This window comes from Parabacteroides sp. KHUB-01, assembly GCF_056640935.1.
Genome location: NZ_CM153256.1, coordinates 3,467,958 through 3,484,661 on the forward strand (window position 1 = coordinate 3,467,958; position 16,704 = coordinate 3,484,661).

Sequence of the window (16,704 nt, forward strand, 5' to 3'; positions counted from 1 at the left end):
TCATGAGAACATTAAGTCATATTGGAATTCCAGTGAATTATAAGCCAGAAGGCGCAGTCTATAACGAAGGTTTGAATATTTGGCTGACTGATTATAGCCAGAGTCCAAACAAGATTGAATTTATACATTTGGAATCAGGTGAAACTCCTCTTCCAGAATTGGTGATATCTACAGCTCATGTTGCTTATGTTGTTCCTTCATTGGAGGAAGAATTGAAAGGCAAAAAAGTAATTTTCGGTCCTGCTCCATGTGATGAGCACCTGACAATTGCTTTTATCGAAGAAGAAGGTATTGCTGTTGAAATTATGGAAGTAAAATAAATCGAGTCGCGCTGGGCTCGACTTGAAGGTGACAGGTGACGAGTTGACAAGGTAACAAGGTAATAATATTATTCTTTATTCTTGTCAACTTGTCTCTGTAGCCTTGTCAACTTTAAAGAGTCGCTCTATTGTGTAACTCTAATAAATTTAAAAGGAGAATTTTATTATGTCAGAATTGAAAACTAAGTTCATTAACGAACCTGAGAATATTACTGCAGAATTGTTGGAAGGCTATGTATTGGCTTATCCGGACAAAGTTAAATTGGGTGGCGAAAACATTGTTGTTCGTGCTAATCCAAAAAGTGAAGATAAAGTTGCTATCGTAACATTGGGTGGTTCTGGTCACGAACCAGCATTGAGCGGTTTCGTTGGTAAAGGTATGTTGGACTGCTCTGTTGTTGGTGATATTTTTGCAGCTCCAGGTGCTCAGCGTGTGTTCCAGGCATTGCAGCTGATGAAACGCGAAGCAGGTATTTTGCTTGTTGTGTTGAATCACTCTGGTGACGTTATGAGTGCAAACATGGCTTGTCAGCTTGCCGGTCGTATGGGTATCAAAGTTAAACAGTTGCTTACACACGATGATATAAGTGCTGGTATCGGTGCAGACAAAAACGATCGTCGTGGTTTGGCAGGATGTGTTCCTTTGTTCAAGATCTTGGGTGCTGCAGCAGAAGAAGGCAAATCATTGGATGAATTGCTTGAAATAGGTGAACGCTACAATGAAAAGGTTGCTACCTTGGCAGTTGCTATGCGTTCTTGCTCACATCCGCAGAATGGTGGTGTCATCACTAATTTGCCAGAAGGAATTATGGAAATTGGTATGGGACAGCATGGTGAAGGTGGTGGCGGACAGAAACCACTTGTATCTGCAGACGCTACAGCAGCTGAAATGGTAGATTTGCTTTGCCAGCAGTTGCAGCCAAAAGCCGGCGATAAGATGATGTTGATTATCAACGGCGTTGGAGCAACAACTCATATGGAGTTGAATATCATTTTCCGTAAGGCTTACAAGGAACTTGAAGCTCGTGGCTTGCAGGTAGTTGAATCTCGTATTCAGGAGATTTTGACAGTGCAGGAACAGGCTGGTTTCCAGATGATTCTTGCTATTCTTGATGAGGATCATATCGATTATTTGAAGAACAAACAATCTGATGCTCCTTATTGGACAACAATTGGAAAATAAATGACAGGTGACGAGGTGACAAGATGACGAGTTGGCAAGGTAACAAGATGATAATTTATTTTTTATCCTTGTCAACTTGTCCCTATAGCCTTGTCACCTCGTCACCTATAATTACTATTAGAAAAAGATTTTTATTATGGCAAAAACTCTGACAATTGATAATTTCAAAGCAATGCTTGACAAAGCATTCGAGCAAATAAAGTTGCGTGAAGAAGAGTTCTCTAAGTTGGACGCTGTTATCGGTGACGGAGATCATGGAACAGCTATTGTTACTGCTTTCTCTGTTATTCATCGTATTGCTCAAAATGGAACTGAGTTTAAGGCAATGCTGATGGACATGGGAATGGGTGTGATGATGGAAGTTAGCGGTTCAACAAGTACACTTCTTGGCGCATTCTTCCTTGGAATGAGCGACTGTGCCGAAGGTACAGAATTGGATGCTGCCGGAGTGAAAGCAATGTTCGCCGGTGGTTTGGCAAATGTTCAGCAACAGACTGCTGCTAAACGTGGCGACAAAACAATGATGGATGCATTGATTCCTGCAGTTGAGGCTATGCAGGCAGTTGAATCTGACGACATCAAGGAAATACTCCAGGCAGGTGCAAAAGCAGCTTTGGCAGGAGCTGAAGAAACTGTTCAGATGAAGGCTAATTTTGGTCGTGCCCGCAACTACGGCGAGCGTTCAATTGGTTTTGCAGACAGTGGCGCAACTTCATGGAGCTGCATGATTGCTGCTTTTGCTGATGCAATCTGACAAAAGGATTGATGTAATAAACTCAAAACTTAAAAACAAAGAAACTTAAAAACTCAAAAACTCAAAAATATGGCAGATATGGACGGCTTCAGAGAAGCCAATAACTTCGGATTAAATCAGAAAGTTGAGAATGCTCAGTTCCACGTTAAAGGTGCTGACAACCTTGCTTGGGGTATGAAAGACCGTTTGTCTCGTATTTTCAATCCTAAGACTGGCCGTACAGTGATGTTGGCATTTGACCATGGTTTCATTATGGGCCCAACTTCAGGTTTGGAAAGAATTGACTTGAGTATCGTTCCTCTTGCAAAATATGCTGACTGTTTGATGGGAACACGCGGAATGATTCAGACTTGCATTCCTGCAAACGTCAACAAACCTATTTGTTTGCGCTCTGACGCTGGTTCAACAATCCTTACTGAATTGAACCGTAATGTTTTGATTGACATCGAAGATGCAATCCGTATGAATGCTTCAGCTATGGCTGTTATGTTCTCAGCAGGTGATGGTGACCAGGAAGCAATCACAGCTGCAAATCTTGTGAAAGCTGCAGATATGGGTAACCGTTACGGCATTCCTGTGATGGGTGTTACTGCTGTCGGCAAACAGATGGCTCGCGATGCTCGTTATTTCGCTTTGGCATCACGCGTATGTGCAGAAAACGGTGCAAACATCGTTAAGACATATTATTGCGAAGGCTTCGAAAAAGTAGCTGCTGCATGTCCTGTTCCAATCGTAATTGCCGGTGGTAAGAAGTTGCCGGAAAAAGAAGCTTTGGAATTGTGTTATAAGGCTGTCAACGACGGAGCTGCCGGTGTGGATATGGGTCGTAACGTGTTCCAGAGTGAATGTCCTGCTGCAATGATTCAGGCTGTATATTCAGTTATTCACGAAGGTTTGACAGCAGACCAGGCATATGAAAAATTCCAGGACTTGTCAAAATAATATAAAACTATAATTTGGAAATTCCCTTCTTTAGGCCTTTAAGGTTCTTTGGAAGGGATTTTCTTTAGAATTTAGGGGATAAGGAGTTAAGGAGTCAAGTAGTTAAGAAGATTATACTAATATCCTTGTTAACTTGTCACCTCGTCACTATAAAAAATTATTCATCATGAAAATATCAGCTTTGTTAGCTGCTGGCTTATTGTTGCTGACTACATCTTGCCAGCAAAAGAAAGAAAAATTGTTGTTGGGTGGTTCCGGATGGAACAAAGTAGTTATCCTTGATAAAGAAACTAAAACCATAGAATGGGAATATCCTTTGGAAAAAGGATGGGAGTGTAATTCCGTAGCAATGACAGACAACGGCAACATATTGTTCTCTTATTCAAAAGGAGCAAAACTTGTCACTGCGGATAAGAAAGAAATCTGGAACATTCCGGCTCCTGCAGGTTGTGAGATGCAAACAGCAAGAATCTTGCCGGATGGAAATTTCCTTCTCGCATGGTGCGGAACTCCGGCAAAAGTAATGGAAGTGAACTCAAAAGGAGAAATCATTTCTGAAACCTCATACGAAACAGGCATTGAGCAGGCTCACGCCCAGTTCAGACAAATAAATAAAAACAAAGAAGGAAATTATCTCTTCCCTCTGTTTGCAACATCCGAAGTTCGCGAAGTCAATGCGAAAGGCGAATTACAGAAGTCTGTTAATGTTGGCGGAACTCCTTTCAGCCTGATGTTCCTTCCAAATGGAAACTATCTTGTGGCTTGTGGCGACGGTCATAAATATGTGGAATTGAATTTTGCAACCGGAGAAATAGTAAAATCTGTTGAGCAGAATGATATTGAAGGAGCAAAATTGTTTTTTGTAGCCCAATTATATCCATCTTCAAACGGAGGTTATTATATTTGTAACTGGCAAGGACATGATTCCTCTGCGACTGAGGGTAATTATCCTCAGCTGATTGAAGTAGATAAAGACGGAAAGAAGGTTTGGGAGCTGAATGATAATGCAACCTTTGGTATGATATCTTCAGTTTATGAGTTTTCAAGATAAATAGAAACCTTTGAATTTTCTTCCGAGAGTAATTCATTTTTCTTTCGGAAGAAAGTTGAATTTGTTCCGAAAGAAAAACAAATTACATCCGAAAGAAATTGCCACTTCCTTCCGATAGAAAATTAAGTGTCATAATACCGTTAAAAACATTATAATATCATGGGAGTAAAAGAATATTGTTCAGGATTGCAGCATATAGGCATTCCGACAAATAACATTAATGAAACAGTTGAGTTTTACAAGAAATTAGGTTTTGAAGTAGCTTACACCACACGTAATGTTGATGAAACTGTTACTTTCCTTCGTATGTATGACTTGGTTATTGAAACTTATGAAAATAATCAGGCGGTAATGAGAAGCGGAGCTATCGACCATTTTGCGATTAATGTGAAGAATATCGATTCCCTTTTTGAAGAAATAAAGGGAATGGGCTTTGAAATGTTGGACAAACAGGTAAATTCCCTTCCTTTTTGGGAGAATGGGGTTAAGTTTTTTACAATACTCGGACCAAACAAGGAAAAGGTTGAATTTTGCGAGTATTTGTGATTTATAATGAAATATTGATGAAGATAGGGGAATGAGCATTATTCCCTTATCTTTATTTATTGAGATTTTTGTGTGTGCGATTATTTTGTATATATAGTTAAAACCCGAATTTAATGAACCGTTTGTTTTTTATATTACCGATATTGATAGCTTTCCCTGTCAGTTGCTTTGCTGAATCAAACACGGATTCAGAAACAATAGTGAAGTATGTGAGTTTTTTTCTTAACATATTATTTTTGCTGGCTGGAATTTTAGCTTTTTATTTCTTTAATAAAAAATGGAAAGCTGCTCAGTTTGACAGAATGCAGAAAGAAAAACTGAAATTTTTCTCGGACCTTTCGTATGAAATTAGGACACCTTTGACAATGATAATGACGCCATTGGCAAAACTCATTGCTAAGGGAGACAATCCTTCGCTTTTGCCTACATATAATATTATGTTCAAGCATTCCAATGAATTGTTGCAACTGATAAACCAGATAAAGGATTTGTATTATCTGGAGTGCAGAAAAAAACATATCTATGTTGAAGAAATGAATTTAACGCGATTAGTTTCAAAGCTGAAAGATTCATTTGATATTCTTGCAGAGGAAAGAGAGTTGGATTTTAGATTTCAATCTACTCCGGAAACAATTATAGGTTATGCTGATAGTGAGATATTGTCGAAGATACTTTTTAATCTTATTTCTTCAGCAATTAGCAGGACAGAAAGGGGAAGTGTAAATATTGAAATGTCATGTGTAGACAAATCTGAATTAAAGATTAAGATTAAAGATACAGGTGCGGCAATTTCTGAATATTCGCAGAAGTTGATGTATGAAAAATATTTTAGTGTGGATAAAGGAAATGAAGACCTGACAATAAAATCTACATTGTTACTTCATTTAACAAATAAAATTGTGATGCTTCATCATGGAAAAATAAATACCCAAACTGATGAAAAAGAAGGAAATTTGTTTGAATTGACTATACCGATTAACAAGGATTCTTATACACAGGAAGAACTTACAAGGAATAATGAAATTGATGCAGAGTTCTCAACAGCTCCTGTTTTGAACTTAAGTATTAAATCATTCTCAAAAGAATCAAAGAAACGTAACCGTAAAGATTCAAAGGTTAAAATGCTTGTTGTAGAGGATAATCCTGATATACGATTATTGTTAAGAGAAGAGTTTTCGGATGATTATAATATTATTGAGGCAGAGAACGGAAAGGATGCTTTATATAAAACTCTTGAGTTTAATCCTGATATTATAATAAGTGATATTCTTATGCCGGAAATGGATGGAAAAGAGTTTTGTAAGAAAATACGCAATAATGAAAGTACCCAGTTGATACCAATAGTTCTACTTACTGCTTGTTCTTCAATGAATCAGCAGGTTGAAGGTCTTCAGGTTGGTGCAGATGCATACGTTACGAAACCTTTTGATTTGGATTACCTGCGAGCTTTGGTAAATCGTTTGTTGCAGTCAAAAGCTCAAAGTCGGCAACAGGCAATTGCTGAATCTGATGATAATAAAGAAGAAGACTTGGATAATGAGCCTTCTGTTATGGATAAGGTTATTTTGGATAATATAAATAAGCTAATACAAGAACATATTGATGATTCAGAATTTTCGGTTGAGACACTTTGCAAAGAAATGTCGTTAAGCAGAACTCATCTTAATAGAAAAGTAAAAGAACTCACAGGCGAGTCTCCTGCTTCATATATTAAACAGGTTCGTTTGAGAAAGGCGGCAATCCTTTTGAAGAAAAAAACACTTTCTATTTCAGAAATTGCTTTTATGACTGGTTTTTCTTCTCCGTCTTATTTTAGTCAGGCTTTCAGAGAATATTATGGTATGACACCTAAAGAATTTGTTAATCATAGATAGTCTATTATATGTATAAGATTTATATGTAGCCGATGAATTTTATGTGTAAATAATGTCTTTTTAACTAAGACTTCCTTTTTTTAATTTAAATGGTTCATTTTTGATGGTTTTTTGGTTCGAAAACAACATTTAGAAAGTAAAATATAAAGAGAATACACTGAATTTTATATTTGAAGCATAGGGATATAGATACATTTGTGTTACAAATATTACCTGTTTTTAACATAGTTTTTAGAATGTGGTATTTGTAAACATATTAATGTAAATCTTAAATCCTATGCACATGAAAAGAGGAAGATTAGACTTCTTATTTAGGAAAGGATGGCTAACAACTTTGTTACTCCTTAATGTTTTTATCAGTTTTGCTCAGAAAACTGTAAATGGAGTGGTGGTTTCAGCTTCGGACAATATGCCGCTGATTGGTGTAAATATTGTGGAAAAGGGAACAACCAATGGAACAGTTACCGATATGGACGGTAAATTCTCAATTAGTGTTGCTGACAACGCTCAGCTTTTGTTTTCCTACATCGGGTACATTGAACAAACATTACCTGCAGAAGAAGGAATGAAAGTTCTACTTAAAGATGACACTCAATCTTTGGAAGAGATTGTTGTTGTAGGTTATGGTGCAGTTAAGAAAAAAGACCTTACAGGTGCAGTATCTTCTGTTCGCCGTAAAGATATGGGCGATTTGGCAGTGTCAAATGTTGAGCAGATGATTCAGGGACGTGTTGCTGGTGTGGAAGTAATCAACAACAGTGGTCTTCCTGGTTCAGGAACTTCTATCAAGATCCGCGGTGTTGGTACTTTGTATAACTCTGACCCTCTATATATTATTGATGGTATGCCTGGTGATATCAACTCCGTTAGCCAGTATGACATTGAAAGTATAGAAATTCTTAAGGACGCATCATCTACTGCTATCTATGGTGCTCGTGCTGCAAATGGTGTAGTTCTTGTAACAACAAAGAAAGGACGTTCTGGTAAGGCTACTGTTAATTTGAATGCTTACGTTGGCGTTGCTCAGGCAGCAAAGAAAATAGATATGCTTAATGCTAGTCAGTATATTGACTTGGCATTGGAAATGAATCCGAACTTCTTCAAAGATGCTAAGCGTTTCGTTCCAACATCTGAAGGAGGTTTGGGATATGATGAAGCTTGGGCTCGTACTGACAGAAATAATATGCAGGACGAAATATTCCGTTTGGCTTTGCAGCAGGAATATCATATGAATATTAGTGGCGGTAGTGATAATGCTGTATACAGTGTTTCCGGTTCATATACAGATCAGGATGCTATCACTGAAGGTTACAATTATAAACGTCTTAATATTCTTGCAAACAACGAATTTACTATTCGTAAGTATGTGAAGGTCGGCCAGAACTTGACAGTCAGGAGAACAGATACAGATGGCGTTACTCCGGACTTTACAGCTGTTATGAATTATGCTCCTTATATGCCTGTGGAAGATGCTGAAAACAGTTGGGGTTATTCAAAAACATCTTCTGTTTTGGATGGTGGAAACGACTCATTCAACCCGATTACAATGTTGAACAGGAATCATTCAAATAAGAAAAGTACTTTCATTCGTGAACAGGTTTATTTGGAAGTATCATTCCTTGACATGTTTAAATGGCGTACTCAGGCTCAGTATACAAACTCTTCAAGTAATGATTTGACTTATAATGAATATTCTGAGAACGGAGATATTATCAATAAAGCAAGTATAAATGATTCTTATTCGTATAGCCAGAGTGCAATGATTGAGAACTATTTGAATTTTACTAAGGAGTTTGGTGTTCATTCAATTAATGCAATGATTGGTAATTCTTTTTCTTCAAGTAAATATAACAATGGTCGTTCAGCAACAATCGCTGGTTCTGCTTCTGAGGAAATGGATTGGGAGAATATGGAAGTATTACTTGTTAACAAAACTCCCAAATATACAGTTTCAGGAAATAATACATGGCATAGTGCTTATTTGTCATACTATGGTCGTATTAATTATTCTTTGATGGATAAATATTTGCTGACATTCAATTATCGCCAGGATGCTTCTCCTAATTTCTCTCCATCAAACCGATGGGGTCGTTTCCCTTCTTTAGCTTTGGCTTGGAAAATTGATGAAGAAAACTTTATGCAGTCATTCGATGATTTGTCTCAGTTGAAACTTCGTTTGAGTGTTGGTCGCTCTGGTAACGACCGTATTGCAAGCTATGCTTATCTTGCAAATCTGTATTCTGGTTCTGGAAACAATATCGTATCAGCTATAGGAGTTAATCAGGGACAAGCCTTTGGAGTTACAATCAATGGCTTGCCTGCTACGGATATTCGTTGGGAAACAACAACTTCATATAATTTAGGTGTTGATGCTGGCTTCTTCAATAATGCACTTACTGCTTCTTTGGATGTTTATACAAGACAGACAGACGGTATTTTGGTAAAAGTTCCAATTCCTGGTTCTTCAGGTATCGACCAGTCACCTTATCAGAATGCGGCAGAGGTTGAAAACAAAGGTTTTGATTTCTCTATCGGTTATAACAAACAGATTGGTGATTTCGGATTCTCTGCATCAGCAGTTGTAGGTTTCAATGATAATAAGGTTCTTTCATTGGGAGCAGGTGAACCTATATCTATGGCAAGCCAGACAATTGGTTATCTGACTCGTACGGAAGTTGGTCATTCTATTGGGGAGTTCTATGGCTATCAGGTTGACAAAGTTTTGTCTACAACAGCAGAGGCTAATGCTTATAATGAAAAATACGGACAAAATGCTGCAGCTGGTGATATAGCATTCAAGGATATAGCTGGTCCAGCTGATGAAAACGGTAATCCAACTGGTCCTGATGGAAAGATTGATGACAACGATAGAACGTTCATAGGTAATCCAGCACCGAAATGGAACTACGGTTTGAATATTAACGCAAACTACAAGAATTTCGATATGCAACTTGGATTTACAGGTGTAGCTGGAAACAAGATTTTTGATTTTGCTGGAATATATGAAAGACAAGGTATGCGTCGTTTGTTCAATCAGTCAGCTGATATTCTTGACCGCTGGCAGGAAGAAGGAGACGTAACAGATATTCCAAGGGCTGTTATTTCTGACCCTAACAACAACTTGCGAGTTTCGGACCGTTATATAAAGGATGGAAGTTATCTTCGTTTGAAGAATTTTACTGTAGGTTATACAGTTCCGTTCAAATCAAACGAAGTGATTGATAAGCTTCGCTTTTATGTGACAGCTCAGAACTTGTTCACTATTACAAAATATGATGGTTATGATCCAGAAATCAGTTCTCCAAGCAGCTGGAATGCTGATAGCTATAATCTGGAAAGAGGTATTGTAACAAAGAGTAATATGTTACCTATACCTCGTACATTCCTTTTGGGTGTTCAGGCTACATTCTAAATAATATTTTATGTATAAATGTTCTTGAAAACCTTTTGTAATTGTAACAAGAAGTGAGATAATAGATTAATAACATTAAATTCTGATTATTATAATGAAAAATATAGTATATGCAGCCATTTTAGGCTCAGCTTTATTATCAACCGGATGCAGCGAGAGCGTGTTGGATCTTAAGAATCCGGCTGAATATAATGAGGATACATATTATAAAACACAAAAAGAATGTCAGGAAGCAGTTCTTTCATGCTATTCAGTGTTTACAATGGCTCCATTCTATTCCCGCGAGTGGTATTATATGTTTGATCTGATGTCAAACCAGGCAGCAAAAACTGAGAAATTGTCAGGACTTGCGCAGTTCGGTATGTTTGTTTTCCAACAAGACAACAATGAAGTACGAACATTGTGGGAGGGCCTTTACAGAATGAATATGAGAGCACTTGTGGCATTGGAAAAAGTATCAGCTTGGGAAACCAAGTCTGAAGAGGAAAAAACTGCTCAGTCTTATTTTATCGGTGAGGCTTATTTCTTCCATGCATGGGCATATTACAATCTTACTGAGCTGTTTGGCGATGTTCCTTATCATGAGTCATGGCTTTCAATCAAGGAAGAACCGGCTAAGCCACGTATGGCATATTCTGAAATACAACCGAAAATAGAAGCTGCTCTTAAGGAAGCCATAAAATATTTGCCAGAAGAATGGGATGAATATAATCTTGGGCGTATTACCAAGAATGCAGCAAGAACTCTTTTGGGTAAGCATTATCTGACGCTTGGTAAGAATGAGGAAGCTGTTGATATTCTTTCTCAAGTCTCCGGTGTAACTTTGTCCTCTGATTACTGTAGTTTATTCGACCGTGGAAATCATACAAATCAAGAGATTATTTTACAGGTTCTGCATAAAAACTGGGGTAGAGGAGAAGGAAGCCCTGAATATGTTTTTGGTGGAAAAGAATCTTGGGGAGGAAAGTCTACAAACACAGCGAGACATTTGGAGTATGGATTTAATGATTGGCATAATGTTTATGTACCGGATGCTTCTGTTGCCAAATTCAAATATTCCATCAATGGAAAATCAGATTATATAGATCCGCGCGGAAAGATGATATTTTATGGTGATGGAGTTCTGGGTGATGAAGATTTTGCAGGAGGAGCTTTCCCGTATATACCATATAATGGAACTCTTGCTTCTGGTTTCCAATGGAAAAAATATTGCAGTTATGAAACAGAAGAACACATGATAATGGATAATGGTGATATTTCTTCTGTATTATTACGCCTTGCAGATGTAAAGCTTATGTTGGCTGAAGCATATATTGCGTTGAATCAGTATGACAAAGCATTGGAAGAAATCAATGAAGTACGAGAGAGAGTTGGTGCAGAGAAATATAATAATATTACTTCTGCAAATGCTTTTGAAATTTTGAAACGTGAAAGATATATTGAATTATATGGTGAGCAGCAATATTGGTTTGACCTCATTCGTTGGGATCGACTTGGTAAGATGGATATGATGTCTGAATTACCAGAGGGAACTAATCCTAAGTATAAAAAATTCCCAATTCCTATCACTGAAATAGATGAAAATCCTCAGATGATTGTAGAAAATGGCTGGAATTAATTGTAAATATTTCTTATAATTTATTTATGTAGGGCTCTAATCTTTATTAATAGGATTTGAGCCCTTTATGTTTTTTATCAAAAATCAAAATCTCTTTGTTATATAGGTATAATTTATATAGATTTGAATTCTTAAATTATTGTCTGTAATATAGTTGTTAACTAAATAAATTATGTTATGAAAAAAGTATTATTAATATTATGCTCAATTTTAGGTTTTTCAAGTTGTAGTTTTTCTGAAAATAAAAAAGAATCTATGATAGACAATAGTACAGTAAAAGTATTTGACCTTAACAGATTTGTTGGTAAATGGTATGAAATTGCACGCTATGAACATAGGTTTGAGAAGGGTATGACTCATGTGTCTGCAACCTACACTTTACTTGATAATGGAAAAATTGAAGTATTCAATCAAGGAATTAAAGATGGTGAGAAGAAAGAAATCAAGGGAAAAGCAAAACAGCCTGATCCATCAGATCCTGGAAAGCTTAAGGTATCTTTTTTCCTGTGGTTTTATTCTGATTATTATGTTATGGAAGTAGATGACGACTATCAATATATGCTTATCGGCAGCAGTTCTGATAAATATCTATGGATAATGAGCCGTGAGAAATTTATGGATGATAAATTGAAAGAAGAACTGCTGGCGAAGCTCAAGTCACGCGGTTATGATACCGGACGGTTAGTGTTTGTGGAGCAAGGAGAATAATGTAACCATACAAAGATAGCTCCGGGAACAAGAATCATCACGGCAGTTACTAACAGCGCTGTTTTTAGAGAATAAACATCATTCAGCCAACCTACAAACGGCGCTGTTATTGCAAACATAAGACGAATGATGAAATTTCTTATGGAAAGGACTGTTGCCCTCATTTCTGAAAATGTCATCTGATTGATGTAGCCTTTAAGTATAGGAGTGGCGAAACCTCTGAAAATATAGAATACGAACAAGACTGCGAGTCCTGCATACGTAAGGTTGTAGGCAAGGGCAATATATCCTCCAGCTATGGTCAGAAGAATTAATGTGTTCATTTTGTTCATACCAAAATATTTTTCCACTCTATCGGAATATAATGCTGCTACACCTACAGTAAGGTTAAGTATAGTCCATATAACGCCAAACCACTCAGTTGGCGTATTCAAATGGATTAATACAGGCTGAACGAACCACGCCATCATAAGAGTAGCGGCACCGATAATGCCGGAATACATTATATTATAACATAATTTTTTGTTTGTAATCAATGAGTATTTGACAATACGTATTATCTCATGAGCCGGATTTTGAATCTTGCCCTGTGATGTAAATTCTCTTAGAGCAAATGCTGCAGGAATACCAGAGAACGCAATTAATGATTGGGCGTAAAACGGATATCTTAAAGAATATGCGGCAAGCAAACCTCCGAAAATTCCTGCTATGGCTTCAGCAAAATTCCCTATCATGGTGATTCTTCCTTCATATCTGAGATACATATTTTCTTTGTTGTAGTGTGCTGTTGTGTCGTAGAGCAGGGCTGAGTCTGCTCCGTTTACCATTGTTTGGCCTATACCGAGTAAAAGCTCAGCAACTACAAAAGCATGAAATGTTGATGTGAAAGAATAACAAAGATATCCGAGGAAAAACAATATACAGCCTAGTATGAGAGTTTTTCTTCTTCCCCAAACATCCGCTATATATCCTGAAGGTATTTCTAAAGCTACAGCAGCAACTGAATAAATACTTTTCAGGATGAAAACATCTTGTAGCCCCAATTTGTGCTCTTCATAGAACAAAACTATGATAGGCATTACCAATGTGAACAATTTTGATAGCTTAATTATGTAAAGTGAAAGAAGATTACGCTGCATAATGGAAAAATTATTATTTTCAGCGTGCAAAATTAATGAAAAAGTTGTTTCTTTGTACAGAAATGTTAATCTAACTAATAAATTTAGACCATGATTTGGAATGAAACAATTGAGTGCATGAACCGCGAGGATATGCGGAAATTGCAAGGTATAAGATTGAGACGGGTAGTTGAACATGTTTATCATAATTCCTCTTTTTACAGAAAGAAAATGCAGGAATTAGGTTTGACTCCTAATGATATACAGACTATAGATGATATAGTCAAGCTTCCTTTTACCGTAAAACAAGACTTGAGGGATAATTATCCATTTGGATTGATGGCTGTTCCGATGTCTGAGATAGTTCGCCTACATGCTTCTTCAGGAACAACTGGCAAACCTATAGTTGTAGGTTATACGCGTAAGGACTTGTCAATATGGGCGGAAGTCGTTTCACGTTGTTTGACAGCATACGGTTTCAGCAAAAATGATGCAGTACAGGTTTCTTATGGTTATGGCTTGTTTACCGGTGGACTTGGGCTGCATGGCGGTGTTGAGAATATAGGTGGAACAGTTATACCGATGAGTAGCGGTAATACTCAGAAACAAATACAATTGATGCATGATTTTGGAGCAAAAGGTTTGGCTTGTACTCCTTCTTATGCGTTGTATCTTGCTGAAACAATAAGGAAATCAGGAGTGTCTTTGGACGAGTTTCAGCTTCGTATTGGAGTATTTGGGGCTGAACCATGGACTGAAAATATGCGTAAGGAACTTGAAGAGAAGTTAAATATAAAGGCATATGATATTTATGGTTTGACAGAAATATGCGGTCCTGGTGTTGGTGGAGAATGTGAGTGCCAGAACGGAACACATTTGTGGGAAGACCACTTTTTCCCGGAAATTGTTGATCCTGTTACATTACAGCCTGTAGAACCTGGACAACAAGGTGAACTTGTTCTGACAACTCTTACCAAAGAAGGTATGCCAATGATTAGGTACAGAACTCGTGACTTGACGACTTTGAATTATGAAAAATGTGATTGTGGACGTACAGCCGTAAGAATGGGTAGAATTATGGGAAGAAGTGACGATATGCTTATTATTCGTGGCGTAAATGTTTTCCCGTCTCAGGTAGAATCAGTAATTTTGGAAATGCCGGAATTCGAAGCTCAGTATCTTATTGTTGTTGACCGTGTCAATAATACAGATACTTTCCAGATTCAGGTTGAAGTTCGTCCGGAATATTACACAGACGAGATGAATAAGCTTTTGGCTTTGAAAAAGAAAATTGCAAACAGAATACAAAGTGTTATTGGCTTGCAACCGGATATTAAGATTGTTGAACCTTGTACAATTGAAAGAAGTATGGGCAAGGCTAAGCATGTGATTGATAACAGAAAATTAGTTTAATTAATAAAACTGGAGGTGTTTATGTTAATCAAGCAATTATCTATATTTTTGGAAAATAAACGCGGACGTTTTACAGAAGTAGCTAAAATCCTAGGAAATGCTGGAATTAATATGACAGCTTTTACTGTGTCTGAAAATTCAGATTTTGGAATATTACGTCTTATAGTTTCTGATACTGATAAAGCAATTCAGGTATTGCGTGAACATACATATGCTGTGAGTATTGCTGACGTCGTATGTCTTCATTGCCCAAACCAACCAGGAGCATTAGCTAAAGCTATGGAAGTCATAACTCAAGCTGGAATTTTCGTGGAATATATGTATGCTTTTTCACAGGGAGAAGCTGCAAATGTAATTATCCGTCCGGATAATGTGGAACGCTGTGCTGAAGTATTAAAAGAAAATAAATTGGAGCTGATTGCTGCCAGTGAACTGTATAAGTTGTAAAACATTATGCATTTCATTTCGTTTATTCAATAGGAAATATTATCTTTGCACGCTAAATATACGTTGAATGAAGAAGATTGTTATTTTATGGTTGATGAGTGCTGTATTGTTCACTTCATGTGGAGAATATAACAATATATTAAAAAGCACAGATTATGAATTGAAATATTCATATGCAAAGAAATATTTCAATGCGAAGCAGTATTCAAAATCTGCAACATTGCTGGATGAGTTGGTGACAATCTTTAAGGGAACTGCTCATGCGGAAGAGTCTCTTTATCTGTTGGCTCAAAGTTATTATGGACAGAAGGACTACCAGACAGCTGCTGAATATTTTGAGACGTATTACAAGACTTATCCAAAAGGTGAGTTTACAGAATTGTCAAGATTTTATTCGGGATATGGCTTGTATTTGGATTCTCCGGAGCCTCAGTTAGATCAGTCTCAGACATATAAGGCAATAGAGCAGTTGCAGCTTTATTTGGAATATTATCCACAGAGTGAAAGAGCAAAAGAAGCACAGCAGATAATGTTTGAACTTCAGGAAAAACTTGCTTTGAAGGAACTGATGGCTACTAAACTCTATTTCAATCTTGGAACTTATATGGGTAATAATTACCTTTCTGCAGTTATTACAGCTCAGAATGCTTTAAAAAATTATCCGTATTCCAAGTACAGAGAAGAATTTATGTATCTTATTGCTAAAGCAAAATATGAGTTGGCATTAGTCAGTGTGGATGAAAAATTGCAAGGACGATACAGAGATGTTGTTGATGAATACTATAATTATACTAATGAATATCCGGAAGGAAAATACTTGAAAGATATTCAGAAGTATTATGATTATGCAAGTAAACGAATAACTGATACATATTAAATTTTCAATATTACAACAGTATGGATTACAGAAAAACAAACGCTCCTTCAAATACGATTACTCGTGATATGATGAGCTTATGCGAAGACACAGGTAATGTATATGAAACAGTAGCGATCATTGCAAAGCGGGCTAATCAGATTAGTGTTGAAATGAAACAGGATCTGGAAAAGAAACTCCAAGAGTTCGCCTCTTATAATGATAATCTGGAAGAGGTTTTTGAAAACAGAGAACAGATTGAAATTTCTCGCTATTACGAGAAGCTTCCTAAACCAGTGTTGATTGCAGCTCAGGAATATCAGGAAGGAAAAATTTATTATAGAAATCCGTCTAAGGAAAAGAATAATATCTAAAACTTGAAAGACATTGTTTTTAATAACAATAGTTTCAGGTTTAATTGTAAAGTGAGCAATCAGAGATGATAATTTCAATGTTCGTTCG

15 protein-coding genes are annotated in these 16,704 nt (G+C 36.9%); 14 read left to right on the forward strand and 1 reads right to left on the reverse strand.

The features are described from left to right. Nucleotides 1-2 precede the first annotated feature (2 nt). The 10 genes from ACYIAR_RS14645 to ACYIAR_RS14690 all read left to right on the forward strand — a co-directional run bounded on the left by ACYIAR_RS14645 (nucleotide 3) and on the right by ACYIAR_RS14690 (nucleotide 12,408). A complete protein-coding gene (locus ACYIAR_RS14645) occupies nucleotides 3-320 on the forward strand; it encodes a hypothetical protein (RefSeq protein ID WP_480330621.1) in 318 nt (105 codons plus the stop codon). A gap of 166 nt (nucleotides 321-486) precedes the next feature. Next, nucleotides 487-1,503 (forward strand): dihydroxyacetone kinase subunit DhaK, encoded by a 1,017-nt coding sequence (locus ACYIAR_RS14650; RefSeq protein ID WP_480330623.1) that lies wholly within the window; start codon nucleotides 487-489, stop codon nucleotides 1,501-1,503. Between the two features lie 136 nt (nucleotides 1,504-1,639). Beyond that, the gene (locus ACYIAR_RS14655; protein WP_480330625.1) at nucleotides 1,640-2,257 is read left to right on the forward strand and encodes a DAK2 domain-containing protein; all 618 of its coding nucleotides are present in this window, start codon (nucleotides 1,640-1,642) and stop codon (nucleotides 2,255-2,257) included. Between the two features lie 69 nt (nucleotides 2,258-2,326). After that, a complete protein-coding gene (lsrF, locus tag ACYIAR_RS14660; RefSeq protein WP_480330627.1) occupies nucleotides 2,327-3,199 on the forward strand; it encodes a 3-hydroxy-5-phosphonooxypentane-2,4-dione thiolase in 873 nt (290 codons plus the stop codon). Nucleotides 3,200-3,365: 166 nt separating this feature from the next. Then, a complete protein-coding gene (locus ACYIAR_RS14665; protein WP_480330629.1) occupies nucleotides 3,366-4,250 on the forward strand; it encodes a YncE family protein in 885 nt (294 codons plus the stop codon). Nucleotides 4,251-4,409: 159 nt separating this feature from the next. Next, complete coding sequence (locus ACYIAR_RS14670; protein ID WP_480330631.1) at nucleotides 4,410-4,796, forward strand: VOC family protein; 387 nt, start codon at nucleotides 4,410-4,412, stop codon at nucleotides 4,794-4,796. Nucleotides 4,797-4,909: 113 nt separating this feature from the next. Then, complete coding sequence (locus ACYIAR_RS14675; protein ID WP_480330633.1) at nucleotides 4,910-6,670, forward strand: hybrid sensor histidine kinase/response regulator transcription factor; 1,761 nt, start codon at nucleotides 4,910-4,912, stop codon at nucleotides 6,668-6,670. Nucleotides 6,671-6,953: 283 nt separating this feature from the next. Further along, nucleotides 6,954-10,082, forward strand: a complete 3,129-nt coding sequence (locus tag ACYIAR_RS14680; protein ID WP_480330635.1) for a SusC/RagA family TonB-linked outer membrane protein — start codon at nucleotides 6,954-6,956, stop codon at nucleotides 10,080-10,082. Between the two features lie 94 nt (nucleotides 10,083-10,176). After that, the gene (locus ACYIAR_RS14685; RefSeq protein ID WP_480330637.1) at nucleotides 10,177-11,700 is read left to right on the forward strand and encodes a RagB/SusD family nutrient uptake outer membrane protein; all 1,524 of its coding nucleotides are present in this window, start codon (nucleotides 10,177-10,179) and stop codon (nucleotides 11,698-11,700) included. Between the two features lie 255 nt (nucleotides 11,701-11,955). Next, nucleotides 11,956-12,408 (forward strand): lipocalin family protein, encoded by a 453-nt coding sequence (locus ACYIAR_RS14690; protein ID WP_480330639.1) that lies wholly within the window; start codon nucleotides 11,956-11,958, stop codon nucleotides 12,406-12,408. Here ACYIAR_RS14690 and ACYIAR_RS14695 read toward each other — a convergent pair. Continuing rightward, the gene (locus ACYIAR_RS14695; RefSeq protein WP_480330641.1) at nucleotides 12,366-13,547 is read right to left on the reverse strand and encodes an MFS transporter; all 1,182 of its coding nucleotides are present in this window, start codon (nucleotides 13,545-13,547) and stop codon (nucleotides 12,366-12,368) included. The genes ACYIAR_RS14690 and ACYIAR_RS14695 overlap by 43 nt on opposite strands. Nucleotides 13,548-13,637: 90 nt before the next feature. On the opposite strand from ACYIAR_RS14695, the gene ACYIAR_RS14700 reads away from it, so the two are divergent. The 4 genes from ACYIAR_RS14700 (at nucleotide 13,638) to ACYIAR_RS14715 (ending at nucleotide 16,616) form a co-directional block, all read left to right on the forward strand. Further along, nucleotides 13,638-14,939 (forward strand): phenylacetate--CoA ligase family protein, encoded by a 1,302-nt coding sequence (locus ACYIAR_RS14700; protein ID WP_480330643.1) that lies wholly within the window; start codon nucleotides 13,638-13,640, stop codon nucleotides 14,937-14,939. Between the two features lie 21 nt (nucleotides 14,940-14,960). After that, nucleotides 14,961-15,386 carry an amino acid-binding protein gene (locus ACYIAR_RS14705; protein WP_480330645.1) on the forward strand — a complete coding sequence of 142 codons (426 nt, stop codon included), beginning with the start codon at nucleotides 14,961-14,963 and terminating at the stop codon, nucleotides 15,384-15,386. A gap of 67 nt (nucleotides 15,387-15,453) precedes the next feature. After that, entirely contained in the window at nucleotides 15,454-16,263 is an 810-nt protein-coding gene (locus tag ACYIAR_RS14710; protein ID WP_480330647.1) for an outer membrane protein assembly factor BamD, read from the forward strand. Between the two features lie 20 nt (nucleotides 16,264-16,283). After that, entirely contained in the window at nucleotides 16,284-16,616 is a 333-nt protein-coding gene (locus ACYIAR_RS14715) for a DNA-directed RNA polymerase subunit omega (protein ID WP_480330649.1), read from the forward strand. Nucleotides 16,617-16,704 lie beyond the last annotated feature (88 nt).